Origin of the sequence: Phormidium tenue FACHB-1050 (assembly GCF_014696925.1) — a bacterium.
GTDB lineage: Bacteria > Cyanobacteriota > Cyanobacteriia > Pseudanabaenales > Pseudanabaenaceae > Pseudanabaena.
In genome coordinates, this window is sequence record NZ_JACJQY010000027.1 from 53563 (window position 1) to 75275 (window position 21713).

Sequence of the window (21713 nt, forward strand, 5' to 3'; positions counted from 1 at the left end):
TGCATTCAAATCGGCACTTCTTATAGCTATAGCCACCTGTATGAGGACAAATCAAAAGCCAAATAGTGTGAGGCGGTGCGAAGCGCCGCCTCACACTATTTGGCTTTTAGAATAGCGACAGCTATAAGAAGAGAATGGCGGCGCTTCGCGCCGCCATTCTCTTCTTGGGTGACAACTATATCTTTCATAATGCAAGTAGCTATGGCTATAATTGCGAAGGCTACGATAAAAAAATAACAATTGTTTATCGCTTGTCAGTGGTGATATAGGAAATTGAAAACATGGGAAATTTTGGCAGTTGGCTAATTAAGCTTGGACAAAGTTGTTTACTGATCGGACAAATCATCACCCATGTTTTGATCTATCGCCGCTTCCATTGGCGTAACACGATCGAGCAAATGTCGATAGTTGGTACAGAGTCACTGCTGATCACCTTGATTACGGCTTCCTTTGTTGGTGCTGTCTTTACAATTCAAGTGGCGCGAGAATTTATTAACTTCGGCGCACAACAAGCGATTGGTGGGATTTTGGCGATCGCCTTAGCCCGTGAGTTAATCCCTGTACTTACAGCCGTAATTATTGCGGGACGTGTGGGTTCAGCTTTTGCTGCGGAAATTGGCACAATGCAAGTAACTGAGCAAATTGATGCACTCTACATTTTACGCACAAATCCTGTTGATTATCTGGCAACACCTCGCGCGATCGCTTGTTTGCTCATGCTACCTGTGCTCACAATTCTGGGATTCTTAACAGGTATGGCAGGTGGCTTATTTTTATCTCAAGCCATGTACGCAATTCCTTACAATATGTTTTTAAATTCTGTGCAGAATTTACTCAAACCTTGGGATTTAATTGCTGCGCTAATCAAATCCAGTATTTTTGGAGTTTTAATTGCGGCGATCGGTACGACTTGGGGCTTAACCACCACAGGTGGCGCAAAAGGAGTGGGTGAGTCCACTACTACCGCAGTTGTTACTGCTTTACTGGCGATCTTTATCAGTAATTTCTTTTTATCGTGGGCGTTCTTTCAAGGTATTAGCTCAAGTCTAACGGGTTCATAGTGAATCTATCAAAAAAGCCACGCTTTGCGTGGTTTTTTGATATAAGTCATTGCTTGGATCTTAATTGGGCTTTTAGGACGCGGAGCATTCTACTGGTTCCGAGTTTGATTGCTTGCTCTACTAGAGGAGGAATCAACTCAGTTATAGATAAATCTGGAAACACTAGGCTGTTATCTGTTGCAACATAGCGATCGCTTTGCAGAATGTGAATGGTTAACTTGCAATTGCTATAAATCCAGACTTCAGGCACAAGGATCGATTCGTAAGCTTTGAGAGCAGTTTTTGAGGTGACATCTGACTCAATTGCTAAATCTGGCGGTGGATAAATGGATAAGTCCATATTGGTACAATCGCGCACAAGGTCAGCATTTTGAATATAAAAGCAAGTATCTGGCTCAACTCCAGCGATGTCTGGACGTTTGAAGGTAGTAGAGCCGAAGTCTTCCCAATCACGCTCCTGCATTTCTAAAATGGCTTTCACAATATCGGCAATAATCCGATGGGGACGTTCATGCAAAGCGAGGGGCGACATAATTTCTAGAGTTCCTCTGTAGTAAGTCATGCGGGTGTTGCGCTTTTCGCCTGCATCTACAAGAATTTGCTCAAAGTCTTGCCATGTTAGGTTGGGGATGCTAATTCGACTACCAGCACTAAGGGCGATCGCCTTTATAGGAGTTGTTATGCTCATTTTGATCACCTATTTGTCGAGGGATTAGTATGAAATAACTGGGAATTGCCACATTTTTCGCATTCACTAAAGAACTGCAAACCACTTTTTCTAATCTTGGCGCGATCGCCACAGGATGTACAGATATTTTTAATTGCCGTATTTTTACCGCAATCGTTACATTTAAAAAAGTAACTGTGAACATAGGCGATCAATAGATTTGGACTTTGGCAATGGGAACAAGTGTTTGTTGAAGTCGGCTTCGCGGTTTTGATTATTGGCTTATGGCTAATGTCTGATTGCTGATGTTTGTTTGGAGTGATAGGAATAATCTTTTTCGGCTGTGATACTGGTTTGTCTGTGGTGATCGGTTTAGAAATTGAAGGATTTTTAACTGGCGAACTGATGGGAGTAGAAGTTATTGGCGTATTACTCACATCATTCAACTTAGCCTTAACCTTTAATGGCGTATGATTTGCCAACAAAAAAACACTAATTCTTGGAACTTCATCCATGTCAAATAGATAGGCGGATTTTAAACTAAAGGTTAATAAGCTATCAATTTTGCGATATTCAGACACGATTTCTCTGACTTTATCAGGGATTTGATCGGCTTTGCACACATTATTTAACTTGTCATTTTTGGGACGATTAATGATGCCAGAGTCGGAAATGGCAACTAATACGTCGATAGGCATCTTTGTAAAATGAGATTGCATCGTAAAAAGTACCTTATTTAGTAGCGTCTCAACATTAGACTCTAAATAATCCTTGATAAACTTTCCCTGTCTTTGAGCTTGCAAAATGGGTGAAGGCATTCCTTGCCAAGCATTATTAAACCAACGCTTCCACTCGCCGAGTTCATTCACCTCAACACGAGTTGTCACACTTTTACTCTCGATGATGATCATTCCATATCGATGCAGAACTAAATGATCAATTTGGCAAGCATCCCCCGCTTTTTCAAAACGTAAATTATTAAAAATTAGAAACAGCGGATCGTCCTTAAACTCACGTTTGAGATAAAAAGCTAACTGAGATTCGGCACGAAATCCCGCTTGTAGCAACGGATCATTTGTTTCAATAGGATCTAGCTCTTTAATAATCATAATTTTCTGAAACCCCCAAAACACTTTTAAACTTTTAACAAAAAAGGGTGGATGCGCTTCGCGCATCCACCCTTTTTTGAAATTTATTCAGCAGATGCGGCGGCAGCACGAGCAGCAGCAGCTTCATCAGGATGAATACCCAAACGAGTCAGGTTAAAGCGTCCGCGATTGTCAACTTCACGGATTTTAATCAAGACTTCATCACCAACGGCAACTTCATCTTCGACTTTGCCCACACGACCTTCCGCCAATTGAGAAATATGCACCATTCCTTCCTTACCAGGGAGGAACTCCACAAATGCACCAATCGGAATAATGCGGGTGACCTTACCGAGATAGACATCGCCTGAACCAACGCGACGAGTCATGTTTTCGATGATCCGCTTGGCTTTGAGAGCACCTTCGCCACTCATCGACGAAATCATGACAGTGCCATCATCTTCAATGTCGATCTTGGCTCCAGTCTCTTCGGTAATGCCCTTGATGTTCTTCCCACCAGGACCAATGATCATGCCGATTTGTTCAGGATCGATGCGAATCGTGAGTAAGCGTGGTGCATAGGGAGAGAGTTGCGGTCTTGGTGCAGAGAGCAATTCCAACATCTTGCCCATGATGTGAGCGCGACCAGTCTTAGCTTGCATCACGGCTGCACGCACTGTATCCATAGAGATGCTAGTGATCTTCATGTCCATTTGCAGGGCGGTGATACCTGTATCCGTACCCGCAACCTTGAAGTCCATGTCGCCAAGGAAATCTTCAATACCTTGAATATCGGTGAGAATGCGAACTTCATCGCCTTCTTTGATCAAGCCCATCGCCACACCACTTACAGGTTTGGAGATCGGTACACCTGCATCCATCAGTGCAAGGGTAGAACCACAGACTGAACCCATCAAGGTCGAGCCGTTAGAAGATAAGACTTCCGATACTAGGCGCAGAACATAGGGGAATTCAGCTTTGGAGGGTAGGACGGGCAAAAGAGCGCGTTCAGCTAATGCACCGTGTCCTATTTCGCGACGACCAGCCGATCGCATTGGTCGTGCCTCACCAACTGAGTAGGGTGGGAAGTTGTAGTGGTGCATATAGCGCTTCTTCGCATCAGGATGCAAATCGTCCATTTCCTGTGCATCACCAGGTGTACCAAGGGTGGCGATCGTCAATACTTGGGTCAATCCACGATTGAATAAACCGCTACCATGGACGCGAGGAATGACACTTACTTCTGTCCAGATCGGGCGCACTTCATCGAGTTTGCGTCCGTCAATCCGCACGTTCTGCTCGATTACCTGCAATCGCATCAGCTTTTTGGTGAGATCTTTATAAGTGGCACTGATTACTTTCTTGTCAGCAACCAATTTCACTGGATCTTCCTCTGGCAAGGCAGCGATCGCTTCTAAAAGCTCAGCCTTGATTGCATCAAGAGCCGCATCGCGTACATTGCGATCTTTTTCGCAGCTAGCAACTACTTGTGCAACTTTATCTTTAACCGTATTGGCAATAAAGTTTTCTAGGGTGGGATCGGTTACAGGGTTAACGATTTCGGGGAGAGCGAGTCCTAACTCTTGCAGCAAGTCAAGTTGAGCTTTGATGAGCTCCAGTACGGCTTCATAACCAAAGTCGATCGCTTCGATCATGTCAGCTTCGGGCAGTTGATTAGCCCCAGCTTCCACCATGATGATGCCTTCAGCAGTACCAGCAACTACCAGATCAAGGTCACCTGCCTCAACTTCTGCATAGGTAGGATTGATGATAAATTCATCGCCGACTAGACCAACACGCACACCAGCCATTGGCCCCATAAATGGTAACCCTGCAATTAACGCAGCGATCGATGCACCAGTTACCGCTAAAACATCGGGTGGTGCTTTTTCATCGATCGCCATCGTTGTGGCAACAATCTGTACATCGTCACGCAACCAATTGGGGAATAAAGGACGCATGGGGCGATCGATTAGGCGGCAAGTGAGAGTTGCCTTTTCGGGTGGTCTACCTTCACGACGCAAGAATCCACCTGGAATCCGACCTGCTGCATACAGACGCTCTTCATAATCAACCAGCAGTGGTACAAAATCTACACCGTCACGAGCAGGACCTCTGGTCGCTGTCACTAAGATTGCAGTCTCTCCGCACTGGACTAATACTGAGCCGCCAGCTTGGGGTGCAAAAGTGCCAATTCTTAATTTAATTTCCCTGCCATAAAAAGGGATAATTTTTGTTACGGCATCCATCTATAATCTACTTCCGTTTTGACTTTTTTCTCGTTATATATCTCGCAATGTTAGCACTGATGTAGTAGGGTCTGTCGTTTGTTAAGCGCGATCGCTACAAAAAATGAAGATATACGCTTTGTAGGTACTTCTAATCGACCATAAAGGCGATCCAGCAATTTAGTGGCGCGGCTTTGCCGCGCCACTCATCTCTAACTATCTCTTGCGTTGCTATAAATTGCAGGATCGCATGTTAAAAATTAAGAAATTTAAATATTGTCAGGCTCTTTTACTTACTACAATGAAGTCAAGAAAGAAAAATTTCTTGAGTTTACAATCTCATATCTAAATTGCTGTGCTAGGTAGGAATTATGTTTAAAACTGTTTTATTTCCTTTAAACAGAAGTCAAGAAACCCGCCAAGCTGTAGCCATAGTGATCGATCTCATTCAAAAATATCAGGCGCAGTTATATGTATTATCAGTTGCTGATCCTGAAGCTACTGACAGCGATCGCGCTTCATCTCAAGAACTAATTAAAGAAATGGAGGCTTACTTTGCGGAGGTGGGTATTACGATTAAAAGCAAAATGGCTGAGGGTAAAACCGCTTTTGTAATTTGTGACTTTGCTGATGAGATTAATGCCGATTTAATTGTGATGGGTTCGCGGGGAATGAGTTTGACCGAAGAGCATCCCGATGGCAGCAGTGTTAGCCAAAAAGTGATTAATCTTTCGCCTTGTCCAGTGTTGGTTGTTCCTTAAAAAAGGCGGCGCGAAGCGCCGCCTTTTTTATATTGGCTTGAGCGCAAAGGACTGTAAGCCAATCGTAGAGGCAATTCATGAATTGCCTCTACGATTGACGGCTCAAAATTTGGTGTATTACTAAGGATGTCCATTCAATATCAGCTTCATTGTTGGATTTACCTAGGGTGAGACGAATACTATTTCTGGCTTCCGTTGGTGAATATCCCATTTCTAAGAGGATCGGGCTTGGTTCGATCGCGCCACTACTACATGCCGAACCTGAACTGATGGCAAGCCCCGCGAAATTCATTTCGCGCACTAAGCGCCGACCATCGATATGTTTGTGATAAAAACTGAGGTGATGGGGCAATCTTTCTAAAGCGATCGCACCTGTAGGAATCAGATCAGGAATATCTGCAAGTAATGCGTATAGGCGATCTCGTAATCTTGTTAACCGCGCTGATTCAGATGCTAATTCCTGCTCGGCAAGTTCGGCAGCTAAACCTAAACCTGCGATCGCGGCAACAGCCTGTGTGCCTGAACGGTAGCCACGCTCTTGTCCGCCGCCTTGGATTAAAGGAATTAGCGATCGCTTCTTAGTTGTGAGTGGATTGATATAAAGCGCTCCGATCCCTTGCAATCCATAAAATTTGTGAGCCGAAAGTGAAAGAAGATCAATTGGTAAAACTTGCACATCAATAGGCATTTTGCCGATCGCTTGCACCGCATCCGTATGGAATAACACATCAGCATTACGACAAATTTGCCCTAATTTCTCAATCGGCTGGATCGTGCCAACTTCATTTTGGGCGGCGATAATCGATACCAGTACAGTATTAGGACGAAGGGCTTGAGCCAGATCTTTGGGATTAACGCAACCTTGGCGATCCACAGGTAAACGGGTGATTTCCCAGCCATGTTGTTCGAGATATTGGGCTGGTAGCCGTATTGCCGAATGCTCAACCGAGGAAATGATCATGTGCTGCGGTGTACGGTATTGCCGCGCAATTCCCATGATCACCGTATTGTCTGATTCTGTACCGCCAGACGTGAAGATAATCCCTTCAGGATCAGCGTTCAGCAAACTAGCTACTTGTAAGCGCGATCGCTCGATCGCCATAGTTGAGCGCTCGCCCCACTCATGCAGGCTAGAGGGATTGCCCCAATGCGATCGCATCACGTCCGCCATCAAGTCGATGACTTCTGGTCGTGCAGGGGTCGTAGCGCCATGATCTAGGTATATTTGCATAAAACAATTTTATCTTAATCGCTAGACCTCTTGCAAATTGGATAGATTGCTGCCTTGTAATACCAATTCACGAAAGTGTAGCCACACTTTCGTGAATTAAGAACCAAACCCTGTAAGGGTTTTAAAAACACAAAATGGCGGAGCCATTTTGTGTTTTGGTATAAAACTATGAATTGAAGCAAGTGACTGCTCAAATTTAATTTGCTAGAGGTTTAGCAAATTAAATTTGTCGTTAACTTTTTATGATTGTGCGAAAATATGTAATATAAAAAGCCTGCTGTCAGCAATTCTCAATCTAAAAATCGGTTTTTTGAAAGTCCGTCGTTGCGGACTTTCAAAAAACCGATTGTAGTGTATCCAGCGCCGAACGCGCTAGATACACTACAATCGGTTTCATCATAAGAAGTCTGGTCTGCTATGTCTGAGTAAGTAAATTTAGGGGTTAAGGATATGTCTGGTACTTACGATAACGGAAAAAAATCTTCCCAAGCTCCGAGTCCATTCCAACCCCAAGCTTCATATTTACAGACTAGAGACTTCGCGCCACTACAGACAGATTTGGATGAAGATGCAGATGCTACCTTTAGACAAACTGGATACCCTGAGAATTTTCTAGGAAAACTAATTGATCAGCGCAGCACTGAGTCATTTGATACACCAATTCAGGCAAAACCAATGAACCGTTTGAAGGCGATCGCTGCTGAGAGAGTGGAGATCCAATCAAAACCTTCAACTAATGCAGCCTTACAAAATCAACCAGTTCAAAGGCAAGAATTTGTAGAAGAAGAAAAAAGTGAAGGGGAACTGGAAGATTCAAAAGAGTTCACAATGAATCCTGAACCTCCACCAGTCCAAAGAAAGTCTGGGAATCGCTTGAAGGTGTTCGCTGCTGAGAGAATGGCGATCCAAGCAAAGCTTACCATTGGTCAGCCCAATGATAAGTATGAACAGGAAGCTGATGCTACTGCGGCTAGGGTAGTTCAACAAATTAATTCGCCAATTACTTCACAAAGTCAGCCAGTTCAGCGACAAGAGATAGAAGAAGATGAAGAATTACAAATGAAGCCTCTAATACAAAGGCGTGAAAGCATTGTCGGCGGTGAAGCATCAACGGATTTAGAGTCGGCAATTCAAAGTGCACGGGGCAGTGGTCAATCTCTAGACGCAAATCTGCAACAGTCGATGGGGCAAGCGATGGGTGCAGACTTTAGCGGCGTAAAGGTACACACAGATTCGCAGTCTGACCAATTAAACAAATCAATTCAAGCAAAAGCTTTTACGACAGGGCAAGATCTGTTCTTTCGGCAGGGAGCTTATGAACCAAGTAGTCGAGGTGGGCAAGAGTTGATCGCCCATGAGTTAACTCACGTCGTGCAACAGAATGGTGGGGCTGTGCAGCGCATGAACCATCAAATAGATGCTACTAAATCAGTTGTTCAACGAGCTTGGGTTGAAGATGACGGCGTTCATATGTGGGATCAATTAGTTGATGGTGTCACATGGTTTGCTCAAGGGTCTGAAGTGATGTGGTTTAACATTACTGACGCATCTGAAATTAAAGATGGTCGAGAAGATGAGTATAAACTCTATGAAGGGCAAAAAAAATCATCAGAACAATGGGAAGCCCTTAGACTAGCAGCCATATCTAAAGATGAATTGGGGGGGATGTCTCAAGAGGCGTGGCAAAAATTTGTGTCAGGTCAGAAGAACTCTATTAAAGAAGAACTAGAAACTGTATCTGATGGAAATGTACCACCTGAATCCATCCAAGACTTAGTAGAACATGCTTCTAGAAAATATACTTATTGGAGAGCAAATGACGATATTTTACTTGGTATTTTGTTGGGACCCTTTGAGGCTAATTGGTTTAAAGCAAAAGCCTGTCTGACAATGGGACAATGGCCAATTCCTGTGCCAAAAGAAAAAGAAAGTGCCTTGAAAGCTGCTGGCGTACAAATCATGCAAGCCTTAGTAGATATGCGTACTCGCAAATGGAAAGCATTTACTGACAGGATTAAGCCTGAATTTACTGAGCGGATGCGGATGTATGAAGATCAAGAACTTCAATCTGATGTGATTGAATCACAAAAAGAAAAAGGGCAGGGTTTACTCAATATTTTTGACTCTGTTGGCGCACAAGCAGTGACTTCTGACGTTGATTTGTCTACAGGTGGTTCTAATTCGGAGTTGGGTATCCAATTTGTTAATAGTAAATTTAGATTAGAGTTTGTTAACGGTAGAGTCATCCCTTACGATCCTGGAACCGTATTTGACATCAACCTCTATGCTTCGGACTGGATACATGGAGAAGCAGGCTTTTCAGATAGTGGAGGTGTCCGAACAATCACACCCAAACCCGAAGTGCAAGGCTTGACTGCTGAATCTGAGAAAGAAAGAACTAGAAAGATGGAAGTCTGGTCTCTCGTCAAAGTTCGCCGTAATATGAATGACAAAGAGTGGGCAAGTTATTTTGCGATGACCTTAAATAGTTTAACTGATGAAAGTGTTCGCGATGAGATGGAATATAAACTAGAAGAAGCCGATCTCGAATATCAGATTTTTAAACTGAGGGTTGAGATAAAGCAGCTAGAAATGGAGGAGAAGTTAAAGAGTCAGGAAGAAGCCTTTTTTAGAGGGCGTGAGAGTGCATTTGGACCTCATGATGAGTATCAAGAAGAGGCTCATGTTACGAGGGCTGCAAATGCTATTTATGAAGAGACATTGACTGAAGTGAAACTTTTGCGATCGCAAATCAACAAGTTAAAAGCGGTAGACAATGGTGCTGTTATTAATGCTGAAGAAATTAATAACTTGGGCATCCAGTTAGGCAACAAGATTGCTGAGGCTCTTACCTACGCTAACGAAGTTTATGCCACTGAGGGTGCGGTGCAGCATACTGTATTAAAACAGGGTGCTAAGAAAAAGCTTGAAAAACTTAAAGGAACACCCGAAAAACCAAATCTAGAAAATGCACATCTTACTGGAGTAGATTACAATATTAAGCCTGAGCTTTACTTGCAGTCGGTCAATGAGAATGTAGGAGACTCTCTGCATTCCATTAATCATTTTAAAAATGTGCCACACTATGCAGTATATCGAGCAGGAAAATATTTATCTCGTTTGTGCGATGCAGCAGAGCAGTTACTAACCAAATCTGGAGCCAAGAAAGCTCCTTTTTATGAAGATCTAGCTTTGATTGGCAAAAATGCTGTAAGAGTAAAAGCTATCAATGTACAAGGAATAGAAGGAGATCCTGAATATGTAAAACAGGATAGTTTCTTTAAAGATTATAATGACTCTAATCTATCTACCGTCCGCGAAGCAGTCATAACCTTTGGAGCTAAAATTCCGCAACTGTTCAATGAGAAAAAGCTTCAAGAACAGGAACAGCAAAAACTAGCTCAGGAACAGCAAAAACTAGTCCAAGAGCAGCAGAAGCCTGTTGCAGAAGTAGGGAGCGGGAGCTAACGAAATTTCAATATCAAGACCAGTAAATACCAAATTAAAGTAAGAGCCGCTCATGAAGAACGCAGTTAATCAAGTTGGGTGGATTGAACTCCTCCGACGAGATATTGTTACATTTAACCAAGAGATTGATCGGATTCCTAAGACAGAAAGAATTATGCTCTGTAATGCTGATCTGGCTGGCTTGGATCTTACCGAAGCTCATATAAGACATTGCGATCTTAGTGGTGCGGATCTCACTAGCAGCAAAGTGTCGGGTCTAGAGCTTTCTCGATGTCGCCTTCAGGGAACACTGTTAAAAGGTATCACCCTTGATGATGATTATTGGTTGCCTGCAATTACACAGATTCAGATGTTGTGGCGAGATCCAGAGGAATGGAATTTATTTCGACGTAATAGTCGTCCTGCTATTCTAGAAAGTGCAGATTTCAGCGGATTTGACATGGGAAATGCTGACTTAAGTAATCTTACTTTAGCAACTAGCAATTTCAATAATGCTTATCTTCGTAATTGCAACTTAACTAATACTTCTTTCATTGGAGCATCCTTGGTTAATGTTGATTGTAAAGGTTTACATACTGCATTAACTAACTTTGAAGGTGCAGTTTTAAATGGAGCTTGTTTTGACAAAGTCGAGCTTCGTGGTGTCAGAATGAAAAAAGCGATCGCTACTGGTACATCATTTATACAATCGTCATTAAAAAACTGCGATCTCAGTGAGATCTTCGCTAATGAAGCCTGTTTTGATAGCGCTGTATTAGAGAGTGTAATTTTCTTTAACTCAAACCTTAACCAGAGTAGTTTTTGTAATGCGAAGCTTACTCACTGTAGCTTTACCAAAGCAAGCCTCACTGACTGTAACTTTGAGGGATCTACAAAAAAAAGTTGCACAATGGATGAAAATCACTAGAGCTTATAGCAAAGTAAGTTTTGCTTAGGACATAAAACCCAAGAAGATGAGTGGCGGCGCAGAGCACCGCCACTCATCTTCTTGGGTTTTGGTTTGTACTAGTTAACTTTTGCTAAAGTGGCGTTTAGCGCCTCCTCTTTTTTGAATGATTAGGATAGTGAGAATAGTTTAAAGGCATTAGTGGTAGTTTCTGAAGCTAGGGACTCTAGATCCACCTCGCGTAACTTTGCCACACTCTCAGCCACATACAGTACATAGGCTGGTTCGTTGCGCTTTCCACGCTTCGGGATAGGCGCAAGAAATGGGCAATCTGTCTCAACTAAAAGGAGATCGCTTGGCACAATTTTTGCCGACTCATGTAAATCATGGGCATTTTTAAAAGTGACTACACCACTAAAGCTGATATACATCCCTAAATCGACAAACCATTGGGTTTCTTCAGGATTCCCCGCCCAGCAATGCATCACACCACGAATAGGCTGCTGAGGGGATTCGGCATTGATTTCTTTCAAGACTTCGCGGGTTGTAACAGATGCTTCGCGTGAGTGAATAATTACTGGTAAATTTAGCGATCGCGCTGTGCGAAGTTGTGATTTAAAAGCTTCAACCTGAGCAGTTTTACTATCAGATTTAAAAAAATCTAAACCAGTTTCGCCGATCGCTACGACACGTTGATCACTAATTGCCAAAGACTTAATGCGATCGCCAACTTCAGGATTCCAACCTAAAGTATTTAAGTTTTTATCTAGTGGATGTAATCCAACCGCAAAACTCACTTCAGGAAATTGATCAGCAATCGCCTGAATCTGATTAAACTCATCGGGACTCACGCAAGAATGCACTAGTCTTGTTACACCATTACCTAGCCAGCGATCGCGAACTGCCTCAAGATCCGATTGAAAATCTTTGAAATTGATATGTACATGTGTATCTACTAGTTGCATAGAAATAAACCCTAAAAATCAAAATTATGCTAAAAACTAGCTTCGATAAAAACAGCGAGAAAATTAAACACTCCCCCACAAAGCAGTATTAATCTTCTCGCTCAAATTTACTGGTCAAACAATCTCCATAGTTGAGGTCTAGAATTTATTGTCAAGAATAAAAATTCAGACAATTAACTTTTGATTTTGACCTTAATCTAACGGAGATTTAATATGTGTGTTGCTTTAATCTTCAGGATCTTCCGATTGTTCATTACTCAACTGGATCAGATGGATGTGCTTGTATCCAAGCTTAATTTCAAACTCATCACCTTCATTCAAACCCATAGATCTTGTATAGGTAGAACCAATTACGATTTGTCCATTTTTATGAACGCTAACCCGAAAGGTAGGTTCGCGCCCACGACCGTCTTTATTCTGTTCAGGATTAATTGCAAATCCTCTAGCAGCAAGCACTGCTTCATAAAATTCTGTCAAATTAACACGATCTACCCCATCTTTACCACGAGTGAAATACCCGCATTTTTTAGCTTGCTCACGCTTGGGTAAATTATTTAGCTCTTTTGCTTTTTGAAGAAGCGCTTTTCCTGTTAAGGGAGAAGTTACAGTGTCTGTCATAGGATTATTAGAAATTTCAAGATTTCAAAATTAAAAACTTCTTTCTAAGAATAGAAGAAATTTTGCAACCTATGGGGATTTTAAACCACCTAGAATTGCTACCTTATTGTCGTACATTTTTAAACATATTGGACAAAATAGTAGATAAAATTGCAAAATATTTTTGGGATTTTCTATAAGATCAAAAGAAATATGTCTGATAATGCCATGTCAGTTTAGAAAATATATGGAAACACGAAAGTAGTCTGGATAAGATTTGGCTTAATATTTCAGTCTAGACACTTCAATAGGAATTAACTTCCCTGCCTTTAGATTAATTTACATCCAAAATTAACTAGACATTATTTTCTGTATGATTTGTATATCGATATTGTTTGATTTTTTGATATGAGCGATGCAATGTTGCTTTTAATCATTACTTTAATTAAAACCTCACACTAATCAAAGCTATATTTCTTCACCCATACAGGTGATTAATCCGTTTTATGATTTGTACTTTTACAATTATTCATTTTTCCCTTGTTGTAAAACATAGCTAAACCACACAAGAGATAAATAATGCATAAAGATAGCTAGGACAAATTAAAACCTAAATAAATGAAGGCGCTGCGAAGGGCTGCTTTTATTTATTTGGGTTTTATCCCCTCAGTAAAGCTTACATTGCTATAAATGAAATAGACGCAATGTCTATTTCAATAAGCTTAGTATGAACGGATAAAGAGCCTCTTACAGTCTAACGTAAAGCATTAATTTAGACTTTGATATTCTCATGATGAAACAGATTTTAGTGTTGCCAGCCCCAAAGACGCTGGCAACACTAAAATCTGTTTTTTGAAAGCCCTCCTTTGGATGGTTTTCAAAAAAACTGATTTTTATAATGAGAATTGCTGAGACTTTGATTTTAGATATTAATTGGGGTTAGGGCTTGGCTTATGCTAAGTTGTTACCCCAAACGCGAAAAGCATTTTCAATATTTTGATGGAGTAAGGGTATGAGCGCACAGGATCGAGTCCCCGTAGGTATTATTGGCGCGTCGGGTTATGGTGGTATCCAGTTGGTTAGACTGCTGCTAGAGCATCCATTAGTAAATATTACTTACATGGGTGGCAGTGGTTCCGTAGGACAAAATTTTGCTGACTTGTATCCACACATTGCCCATGCAGTGAACTTGCCCATCGAAAATCTCGAACCTGAAGCGATCGCCGATCGCTGCAAAATTGTCTTCTTGTCATTACCCAATGGTTTAGCTAGCAAAATTGCACCTCGACTATTGGCTAAGGGCTGTAAAGTGCTCGATTTATCCGCAGATTATCGCTTCACCGATCTGCAAATTTATGAATCTTGGTATAAAGAGGCGCGTACTGATGCTGAGGTTAATGCTAAAGCTGTGTATGGATTGCCCGAAATCTATCGCGATCGCATTGCTACTGCGGACTTAGTTGGCTGTGCGGGTTGTTATCCTACGGCTAGTTTATTAGCTCTACAGCCTTTGCTCAAGCAAGGATTAGTCGATCCGAGTACGATTATTATTGATGCTAAGTCAGGTACATCTGGTGGTGGTCGTCAACCAAAAACTAATTTATTACTAGCTGAGGCTGATGGTTCTCTTGCCGCCTATGGTATTGCGAGTCATCGCCACACCCCTGAAATCGAACAGATTTGTAGTGATATGGCAGGTCAAGAGGTGCTAGTTCAATTCACACCTCATCTTATCCCCATGATTCGCGGTATTCTGTCTACGGTATACGCTAAGCTGCGTGACCCTGGACTGGTGAAGGAAGATGTGCTGACTATTTATAAGTCTTTTTACCGCAATTCCGAATGGGTGCAGGTATTACCTAAGAATATCTTCCCGCAAACTAAGTGGGCTTTGGGTACAAATCTCTGTTATCTCGGTGTAGAGGTTGATGAGCGGACAGGACGAGTAATTGTGGTTTCGGCGATCGATAACTTGATGAAAGGTCAAGCCGCCCAAGCAGTGCAGTGCATGAATATCATGATGGGCTGGGAAGAGTCAATGGCTTTACCTAAGCTTACTTTCTATCCATAATCGAGCAAGGGGCTTAAGCCCCTTGTCTTTTTTTAATGTATGACAGCAACAGTCAAAAGTTTAGGTGAGCAAGGATTGCTGAAAATTTTTCGGCAATATTGTAGTGAGTTAGTGGGTGATGATGCGGCGATCATGGGGGAAACTTTTGCTGATCGCCAGATGGTCGTAACCACAGATATGTTGGTGGATGGTGTGCATTTTAGCGATCGCACGACTAGTCCTGAAGATGTCGGTTGGCGGGCGGCGGCTGTGAATTTATCAGATTTAGCCGCCATGGGAGCGAATCCTTGGGGCTTGGTCATGTCCGTAGGATTGCCACCTGACACAGAAATTGCTTGGATTGAAGGTGTATATCGGGGCTTTAGTAAATGTTTACGCACCTATGGCACGGAATTAGTTGGCGGTGATACGGTGCGATCGCCTGTTCGCACTTTATCGGTAACTGCCTTTGGACAAGTACCTAAAAATCAAGTCATCCAAAGGCATACGGCGCGAGTTGGTGATGCGATCATGATGACAGGTTTGCACGGACTCTCCAAGGCAGGTTTAGAACTCCTATTAGATGAAAAATTAAAAGAGAAGTTATTAGCTCCGATTAAAATAGGCGATCGCTTCTTAGCAGGTCAAGAGCTAGTACAAGCAATCTGTAACTATCACCAGTGTCCAATTCCTCGTTTTGATGCAATTAATCTTTTTCCAGAAATCCTGAAACAGGAAAAATACTTCAGTGATTTTCCTGTTTCAGGAATGGATAGCAGCGATGGATTAGCTGATGCGATCGCCCAAATTTGTCGCGCTAGTAATGTCGGTGCAAAGATCTATTGGGATGCGTTACCAATTCCTGAAGTAGTGCAGATCTTGGCAGGCGATCGCGCTTTGGATTGGGTCTTGTATGGTGGCGAAGATTTTGAGCTGGTTTTATGTATGCCTTTGGATTTAGCAGAGAAGTTTGTAAAGCTTTTATCCAGTGCGGTAATTATTGGCGAAATTGTTGAAGGAAATCAACTTGATGGGTTAGATATGCGATCGGCTTTTCAGCATTATGAACCCTAAGAGTTTTGATACTTTTGCGAAGCAAAAGTATCAAAACTCTTATTTGGCTAGAGCTTTCTCATGTTGTCCTCGCAACTGACCACAAGCTGCATCTGCTTCTAGTCCTCTTGTGCGTCGTACACTTACGGCAATTTTATAATTTTCTAAAACCTGTACAAAGGTTTGAATTGCTCTTTCGCTGGGACGCTTGTAATCCGCATCGCTGACAGGATTGTAAGGAATCAAATTAACGTGACTTTGGAAACCACGGATTAGGTACGCGAGTTCTTCAGCCTGTTCAGGTGCATCATTGACACCCGCTAGCAGCGTATATTCAAAACTAATTCTTCTACCTGTGATTTCCACATACTCGCGGCAGTCATCCATTAATGCGATCAGAGGATAGCGATCGGCTGATGGAATTACTTGGGCGCGAACTTCTTGCGTTGGCGCATGGAGACTGACCGCCAGAGTTACTTGCAAATGCTCTTGGGCAAAGCGTGGAATTTGATTGGGAATGCCGACAGTAGAGACAGTAATATTGCGCTGACCGATACCGATATCTTTGTTAATAACATTAATCGCCCCAACCAGATTTTCATAATTAAGTAACGGCTCACCCATGCCCATAAATACGATATGACTGACGCGCTGCTGCATGACTTCCTGCACAGTCAGAACTTGATCAATAATTTCATGCTTTGCCAAGTTGCGCCGAAAGCCGCCTTTACCTGTAGCACAAAAATCGCACGCCATTGGACAGCCCACCTGAGTCGATACGCATACGGTCAAGCGCTTGCTGGTAGGAATACCAACAGTTTCGACTATTTCACCATCAGCAAGTTTCAGCAGAAACTTCTCTGTGCCATCGCGAGTTGTTTTGTGAAGATGAATCTGCGATCGCCCAATTTCCGCAGTCGGATTCAGGGCAAATTCTTCGCGCCAAGCTTTGGGGAATACCGTAATGTCTTCTAAACTACGTGCACCTTTGGTATACAGCCATTCATAGAGTTGCTTACCCCGATAGCGCGGCTGTCCTTGTGATTCTACCCATTCGGTTAGTTCCGATAGCGATCGCCCCAATAGTGGTAGGACTTTAGAAGCAGTATTTGGGAGCTTATTGGCAATCATGACAGGTAGCAAATGGGATAAGTATATTGATTTTATCAAAAAATTAGAATCGTTGCTGCAACTCTCATTATGAAACCGATTTTGGTATTTCCAGAGCCATCGGCTCTGGAAATACCAAAATCGGTTTTTTGAAAACCTATTATGCATTACTCCCTTCCCAGTGAAAGAATAGACGTGGCGGCGCTTCGCGCCGCCACGCTATTTCTTGGTTTTATATGTCTATTTCTTCGGTGGGAAGGGAGTAAATTGCTGACGGTAAGGGCAATTCATTGCCCTTACCGTCAGCATATCGGGTATGACGTACTACATCGACCTTTTCAATTTATTGATATATTAAATTTGACCGATATTCACTCCGATATTCGCTTATTCGCTTGGCATTTATGAAACGTCGTCAACTTTTACTGACATTATTTGGTGTACCTGTAGTTGGTTCATTAATTTATGCAGCGATCGCCAAATCTAAAGTTCAGTATGAGACTGTCTCAGCAGAGTCACCTGTAAGTAGTCCTAGCCAAAATCCCGAAATAAAACCTAGCAATAGTGACTCTAAAGCCAACTTGGAAATCCTTGAGACGGCTGAAGAACCATTACTGAGGTTTGCAGCGATCGCGGATAATGGATTTGGTAGTCCCGATCAGTTTGCCGTTGCTAAGTCCATGTGGGAAACCTATCAGCAAAAGCCCTATGCTTTTGTCCTCATGGCAGGCGATAACATTTATTCCTACGGTGAAATTAGTCTAGCTAAATCCCGTTTTGAAGAACCCTATGCACCTTTGCTGAGCAAAGATGTGAAATTTTATGCCGTGCTAGGCAATCACGACATTGTTAAATCCAATAATGGGCTAGATCAGATTAATTACCAACCTTTTAATATGAGCGATCGCTACTATTCCTTTACTAAAGGTGATGTCAACGAAGGAACGGTAGAATTTTTTGCCATTGACACTAATCGTAATGCTCCTTGGGATGCACAGCTTGCATGGCTCGATCAGCAACTAGCCCAAAGTACCGCCCCTTGGAAAATCGTCTATGGACACCATCCCCTCTACTCTTCAGGTAGACATGGTAGCAGTCCTGAATTAAAGGCTAAACTCGCGCCTATATTTGCTAAGCATAAAGTTCCTTTATATCTCTGTGGACATGATCATGGCTACGAGCGCTCTATCCCACTTGATGGCACTATCTATATTGTCAATGGCGGCGGCGGCGCACCTTTATACAAATTTGGGCGATCGCCTCAAACGGCTTTTGTGAGTTCACAGTTTAGCTTTATGACTTTTGATGTCTATCAAGATAAAATCATCACCAAGGCGATCGCTACCGATGGCAAAGTATTTGACCGTGCCATAATTACTAAACCCGTTTAAAGTGATTGGTGCAAAGCGCCATTCACTTTAAGTTAACTAAACTATAAATTCCTATGAGCCTCTACCTGTACGCAATTTTGCAAGCTGAAAATCTGGATCTGATCAAAAATCTTGAACTTAAAGGAATGAACGATCAGCCTGTCCAATTTCATGCTATTCCACCTTTTGCGATCGTTTACAGTGAGGCTCAACAGGAGCGTTACCTCGCTAGCCGCGCTCATCTCCTTGCCCATGAAACTGTCTTAGAATCGCTCATGAAGGCGATCGATCCCCATCAAGCGGTTCCTTTACCACTACAATTCGGGCTAGTTGTTGATGAATGGGAGGAAGTTCAAAAGGATTTGCTGATTCCTTTTGAAGATCAACTCACAAAACTCATACATAACCTAATTGGTAAGCGGGAAGTTAGCGTCAAACTATTTTGGAATCAAACTGAAGAGTTAAATCTTGCTGTTGCCGAAAATGAGGGTTTACGCCAAAGACGCGAAGCTCTAGTTGGTAAAATTTTAAGTATGGATGAGGCGATCGCGATCGGGCAAGAACTAGAAGCAGCGATCGAGCAACGTCAACAGATAATCATTGACGCTTTTATCGATACCCTGAAGCCTCTATCCCATGAATATGCTGAAGGAGAATTACTCACCGAAACTATGATCTATAACGGTTCTTTCTTAATTGATTGGGATAAGGAACCCGAGTTTGCTGCCGCTGTCGAAGCTCTCGATCACCAATTTGAAAATCGCCTCCGAATCCGCTACAACGATTTCACTGCTCCCTATAATTTTGTGAATGTAGATCGAGAATAGAGATTGGTGACTCTACAGATAAACTTCTACTTGAAGTTTATCAACAAGATTTACAAGGGGATTGAATAATTCCGCTTATCGACAATGCGATAATGCGATCGCTCTAACAAATAAAACTTTCAATGTGGTTCGTTTGTCCCTGATTTTTTATGCTGTCTTTGAAAGGCACAGTAGGAATACAATTCAGGTAAAGCGGATAGAAGGGGTTAAAGTAGAATAAAGCGCGTAAAAGCAGGCAAGCAAAATATTGAACTGGTGGGACAAAAATTTTGCAAGTAGTGAGTTAGAAGATGATAGACTAAACGACAGAAATATTTAATCGGCAACAAACTAAGTCAAGGATTTAGGGAAGTGTTGCCAGTGATATCTATAAAGTGGCTCTGAGTTAAAAAGAGCTTATTAGTTTTCGATCATGTCAAAACAGAGTTTAGCAAGATCATGGGATCGCACAGTCGAATGACCTGTGAAGCCCAATAACAACAAGAAGTTGTCTAGTACTTAGGATGTACAAGCCATATAGATTATGGCAAAATCTGCATAATTTGATATTTACTTGAGATAAACATAACTTTAGCGTATAACTTACGTATAACTTACGTATAACTTACGTATAACTTATAATCATTGTATTTATATAAGGTTTTCATTAATAATAGCTCTCAAGAAAATAAATTTAATATTCAGTTGCAAGGCATATATCAAATTTGCATAGTAAACATTTTTGCATAGTAGATATTAACGAGTAACTGAATGTTTATTTCTTTCTCGACTGACTTCCGATTCCTCATATAGTTGTTCTTTGTCTGACGAGGCATACAAGGATAATGCTGTATAAGGCTTTAAGCCCTCTAGTTTATACCTCACGAAAGCAAAAAACGCTGTATTCTATTTTATAGAAGAGGTTCTATTATGAATGATTCATCTAATAACAAACGGTTTGACCACCTTGAGTTCTATGTAGGAAACGCCAAACAAGCAGCACATTACTATTCTAGCTGTTTTGGCTTCAAGAACACAGCTTATTGTGGACTAGAGACAGGCGAACGTAAAGTAAGCTCTTTCCTAATGGAACAGGGAGATATCCGTTTTGTTTTGAGCTCATCATTCATCCCAGACCATTCGATTTCTCAAAGCATCATGAAGCACGGAGATACAGTTGCTATTGTTGCTCTTGAAGTTCTTGATGTAGTTGCTGCATACAATCAGGCAGTTTCGCATGGTGCTGTTAGCTACATTCCACCAACTGAACAAGATGATGAGTATGGTGTATTTAAATTTGCAGCTATTCATGTTTATGGTGATGTATTAATCAAATTTGTAGATCGCAGTGAATATTCTGGAGCTTTTGCACCAGGATTTGTTGCACGTCCCTCCAGCCCCTCTAACTCCGTAGGATTGAAGCACATCGATCATGTTGTTGGTAACGTCGAAGAAGGTGCAATGGATCGATGGTGTGATTTCTTTGTTGAAGCCCTCGGCTTTGATATGCATATGCACTTCGATGATCGTGCTATCTCAACAGAATATTCTGCCTTAATGTCAAAAGTATTGAAATGTAATGGTAAAACCTTCCTAAATATAAATGAGCCAGCTATTGGCAAGCGCAAATCTCAGATTCAAGAATTTCTGGATTTCCATTATGGTCCTGGGATTCAGCATATTGGTCTCTGTACTGATGATATTGTGCAAACAGTTGTTCAGCTCAAAAAAGCTGGAGTTGAGTTTCTCCCTATCCCCAAGGCTTACTATGAAAACTTGGAAAATTGGGTCATAGAAACAGGGCTTCCTGTGGAAAAACTAGCAGAGCTAGGAATTCTAGTGGATCGAGATAGTGATGGTTATCTACTACAGATTTTCACTAAGCCAGTAGGCGATCGCCCAACGCTATTTTTTGAAATTATTGAGAGACACGGATCAAAAGGATTTGGAGCAGGAAACTTTAAGTCTTTATTTGTTGCTCTTGAAAACGAACAAGCGCGACGTGGAAATTTATAAGTCGCTTAGACATAATTAGATATCAGAGTCAAAACCTATGGAATATGCACGGCATGTTCTATAGGTTTTTTGTTTTATATTTAATTGCACCCAATAACTTATAAGCCATTAATAATATAGTTTGTTCTTTATTAACTAATGCCTTTCGATAGTATTTTTGTTTCGAGTATTTAGCTTTCTTTACTTGTACAATTATCGCTACATTCAGTGCCTTGCATTTTTTTAGAGTCAATCAACCTTTTAAAAGCTTGTATCGTAAACCTTTTAAAAAGTTGATTGTAATATATGAAACTTTAAGTTAATGTAAAGTATAGACAGATTAGTAATTACCCCCAAAAATTGCTTATGTTGATCCA

At 41.8% G+C, this 21713-nt stretch carries 17 protein-coding genes; 10 read left to right on the forward strand and 7 right to left on the reverse strand.

Features of this window, described 5'->3' with window-relative positions; all coding sequences use genetic code 11:
- Positions 1–281: 281 nt before the first annotated feature.
- Positions 282–1061 (forward strand): MlaE family lipid ABC transporter permease subunit, encoded by a 780-nt coding sequence (locus tag H6G05_RS15985; protein WP_190579274.1) that lies wholly within the window; start codon positions 282–284, stop codon positions 1059–1061.
- A 46-nt stretch (positions 1062–1107) separates the two neighbouring features.
- Here H6G05_RS15985 and H6G05_RS15990 read toward each other — a convergent pair whose 3' ends face one another.
- From H6G05_RS15990 to pnp, 3 genes are all read right to left on the reverse strand, one after another.
- Entirely contained in the window at positions 1108–1749 is a 642-nt protein-coding gene (locus H6G05_RS15990; RefSeq protein WP_190579276.1) for a Uma2 family endonuclease, read from the reverse strand.
- A 5-nt stretch (positions 1750–1754) separates the two neighbouring features.
- Entirely contained in the window at positions 1755–2837 is a 1083-nt protein-coding gene (locus H6G05_RS15995; protein ID WP_190579278.1) for a nuclease-related domain-containing protein, read from the reverse strand.
- Positions 2838–2920: 83 nt separating this feature from the next.
- The gene (pnp, locus tag H6G05_RS16000; protein ID WP_190579280.1) at positions 2921–5065 is read right to left on the reverse strand and encodes a polyribonucleotide nucleotidyltransferase; all 2145 of its coding nucleotides are present in this window, start codon (positions 5063–5065) and stop codon (positions 2921–2923) included.
- A gap of 350 nt (positions 5066–5415) precedes the next feature.
- Between pnp and H6G05_RS16005 the strand changes: the two genes are divergently transcribed.
- A complete protein-coding gene (locus H6G05_RS16005) occupies positions 5416–5805 on the forward strand; it encodes a universal stress protein (protein ID WP_190579282.1) in 390 nt (129 codons plus the stop codon).
- Positions 5806–5893: 88 nt separating this feature from the next.
- Here the strand turns inward: H6G05_RS16005 and H6G05_RS16010 are convergent, their stop codons facing one another.
- Positions 5894–7036: a cysteine desulfurase family protein gene (locus H6G05_RS16010; protein ID WP_190579284.1), complete on the reverse strand. Its 1143-nt coding sequence runs from the start codon at positions 7034–7036 to the stop codon at positions 5894–5896.
- 450 nt (positions 7037–7486) lie between these two features.
- Here H6G05_RS16010 and H6G05_RS16015 point away from each other — a divergent pair, with 450 nt between their 5' ends.
- Positions 7487–10504 carry an eCIS core domain-containing protein gene (locus H6G05_RS16015; protein ID WP_242025574.1) on the forward strand — a complete coding sequence of 1006 codons (3018 nt, stop codon included), beginning with the start codon at positions 7487–7489 and terminating at the stop codon, positions 10502–10504.
- A gap of 52 nt (positions 10505–10556) precedes the next feature.
- Positions 10557–11411: a pentapeptide repeat-containing protein gene (locus H6G05_RS16020; protein ID WP_190579286.1), complete on the forward strand. Its 855-nt coding sequence runs from the start codon at positions 10557–10559 to the stop codon at positions 11409–11411.
- Positions 11412–11560: 149 nt separating this feature from the next.
- On the opposite strand, the gene H6G05_RS16025 is transcribed toward H6G05_RS16020, so the two are convergent.
- Together H6G05_RS16025 and H6G05_RS16030 are read right to left on the reverse strand one after the other, a co-directional pair.
- Positions 11561–12355 carry a TatD family hydrolase gene (locus H6G05_RS16025; RefSeq protein ID WP_190579288.1) on the reverse strand — a complete coding sequence of 265 codons (795 nt, stop codon included), beginning with the start codon at positions 12353–12355 and terminating at the stop codon, positions 11561–11563.
- A gap of 225 nt (positions 12356–12580) precedes the next feature.
- Positions 12581–12973, reverse strand: coding sequence for an AbrB family transcriptional regulator (locus H6G05_RS16030; RefSeq protein ID WP_190579290.1), 393 nt, complete (start codon positions 12971–12973; stop codon positions 12581–12583).
- Positions 12974–13964: 991 nt separating this feature from the next.
- On the opposite strand from H6G05_RS16030, the gene argC reads away from it, so the two are divergent.
- Positions 13965–15023 carry an N-acetyl-gamma-glutamyl-phosphate reductase gene (argC, locus tag H6G05_RS16035; protein WP_190579292.1) on the forward strand — a complete coding sequence of 353 codons (1059 nt, stop codon included), beginning with the start codon at positions 13965–13967 and terminating at the stop codon, positions 15021–15023.
- A 39-nt stretch (positions 15024–15062) separates the two neighbouring features.
- Positions 15063–16076 (forward strand): thiamine-phosphate kinase, encoded by a 1014-nt coding sequence (gene thiL, locus H6G05_RS16040; RefSeq protein WP_190579294.1) that lies wholly within the window; start codon positions 15063–15065, stop codon positions 16074–16076.
- Between the two features lie 39 nt (positions 16077–16115).
- On the opposite strand, the gene rlmN is transcribed toward thiL, so the two are convergent.
- A complete protein-coding gene (gene rlmN / locus H6G05_RS16045) occupies positions 16116–17186 on the reverse strand; it encodes a 23S rRNA (adenine(2503)-C(2))-methyltransferase RlmN (protein WP_190579296.1) in 1071 nt (356 codons plus the stop codon).
- 141 nt (positions 17187–17327) lie between these two features.
- Here rlmN and H6G05_RS16050 point away from each other — a divergent pair, with 141 nt between their 5' ends.
- The 4 genes from H6G05_RS16050 to hppD all read left to right on the forward strand — a co-directional run bounded on the left by H6G05_RS16050 (position 17328) and on the right by hppD (position 21357).
- Positions 17328–17573: a hypothetical protein gene (locus tag H6G05_RS16050; protein WP_190579298.1), complete on the forward strand. Its 246-nt coding sequence runs from the start codon at positions 17328–17330 to the stop codon at positions 17571–17573.
- Positions 17570–18556, forward strand: coding sequence for a metallophosphoesterase (locus H6G05_RS16055; RefSeq protein WP_190579300.1), 987 nt, complete (start codon positions 17570–17572; stop codon positions 18554–18556). The genes H6G05_RS16050 and H6G05_RS16055 overlap by 4 nt, the downstream gene beginning before the upstream one ends.
- Positions 18557–18609: 53 nt before the next feature.
- Positions 18610–19362: a GvpL/GvpF family gas vesicle protein gene (locus tag H6G05_RS16060; RefSeq protein WP_190579302.1), complete on the forward strand. Its 753-nt coding sequence runs from the start codon at positions 18610–18612 to the stop codon at positions 19360–19362.
- A gap of 909 nt (positions 19363–20271) precedes the next feature.
- Complete coding sequence (gene hppD / locus H6G05_RS16065; RefSeq protein WP_190579304.1) at positions 20272–21357, forward strand: 4-hydroxyphenylpyruvate dioxygenase; 1086 nt, start codon at positions 20272–20274, stop codon at positions 21355–21357.
- Positions 21358–21713 lie beyond the last annotated feature (356 nt).

What these genes read in the sequence shown, in the direction of transcription:
- rlmN (WP_190579296.1), bottom strand. Translation starts at nt 17,186, where the DNA reads ATGATTGCCAATAAGCTCCCAAATACTGCTTCTAAAGTCCTACCACTA.
- H6G05_RS16010 (WP_190579284.1), bottom strand. Translation starts at nt 7,036, where the DNA reads ATGCAAATATACCTAGATCATGGCGCTACGACCCCTGCACGACCAGAA.
- pnp (WP_190579280.1), bottom strand. Translation starts at nt 5,065, where the DNA reads ATGGATGCCGTAACAAAAATTATCCCTTTTTATGGCAGGGAAATTAAA.
- H6G05_RS16030 (WP_190579290.1), bottom strand. Translation starts at nt 12,973, where the DNA reads ATGACAGACACTGTAACTTCTCCCTTAACAGGAAAAGCGCTTCTTCAA.
- thiL (WP_190579294.1), top strand. Translation starts at nt 15,063, where the DNA reads ATGACAGCAACAGTCAAAAGTTTAGGTGAGCAAGGATTGCTGAAAATT.
- H6G05_RS16005 (WP_190579282.1), top strand. Translation starts at nt 5,416, where the DNA reads ATGTTTAAAACTGTTTTATTTCCTTTAAACAGAAGTCAAGAAACCCGC.
- hppD (WP_190579304.1), top strand. Translation starts at nt 20,272, where the DNA reads ATGAATGATTCATCTAATAACAAACGGTTTGACCACCTTGAGTTCTAT.
- H6G05_RS16015 (WP_242025574.1), top strand. Translation starts at nt 7,487, where the DNA reads ATGTCTGGTACTTACGATAACGGAAAAAAATCTTCCCAAGCTCCGAGT.
- H6G05_RS16060 (WP_190579302.1), top strand. Translation starts at nt 18,610, where the DNA reads ATGAGCCTCTACCTGTACGCAATTTTGCAAGCTGAAAATCTGGATCTG.
- H6G05_RS16050 (WP_190579298.1), top strand. Translation starts at nt 17,328, where the DNA reads ATGCATTACTCCCTTCCCAGTGAAAGAATAGACGTGGCGGCGCTTCGC.
- H6G05_RS15985 (WP_190579274.1), top strand. Translation starts at nt 282, where the DNA reads ATGGGAAATTTTGGCAGTTGGCTAATTAAGCTTGGACAAAGTTGTTTA.
- argC (WP_190579292.1), top strand. Translation starts at nt 13,965, where the DNA reads ATGAGCGCACAGGATCGAGTCCCCGTAGGTATTATTGGCGCGTCGGGT.
- H6G05_RS16025 (WP_190579288.1), bottom strand. Translation starts at nt 12,355, where the DNA reads ATGCAACTAGTAGATACACATGTACATATCAATTTCAAAGATTTTCAA.
- H6G05_RS16020 (WP_190579286.1), top strand. Translation starts at nt 10,557, where the DNA reads ATGAAGAACGCAGTTAATCAAGTTGGGTGGATTGAACTCCTCCGACGA.
- H6G05_RS15990 (WP_190579276.1), bottom strand. Translation starts at nt 1,749, where the DNA reads ATGAGCATAACAACTCCTATAAAGGCGATCGCCCTTAGTGCTGGTAGT.
- H6G05_RS16055 (WP_190579300.1), top strand. Translation starts at nt 17,570, where the DNA reads ATGAAACGTCGTCAACTTTTACTGACATTATTTGGTGTACCTGTAGTT.
- H6G05_RS15995 (WP_190579278.1), bottom strand. Translation starts at nt 2,837, where the DNA reads ATGATTATTAAAGAGCTAGATCCTATTGAAACAAATGATCCGTTGCTA.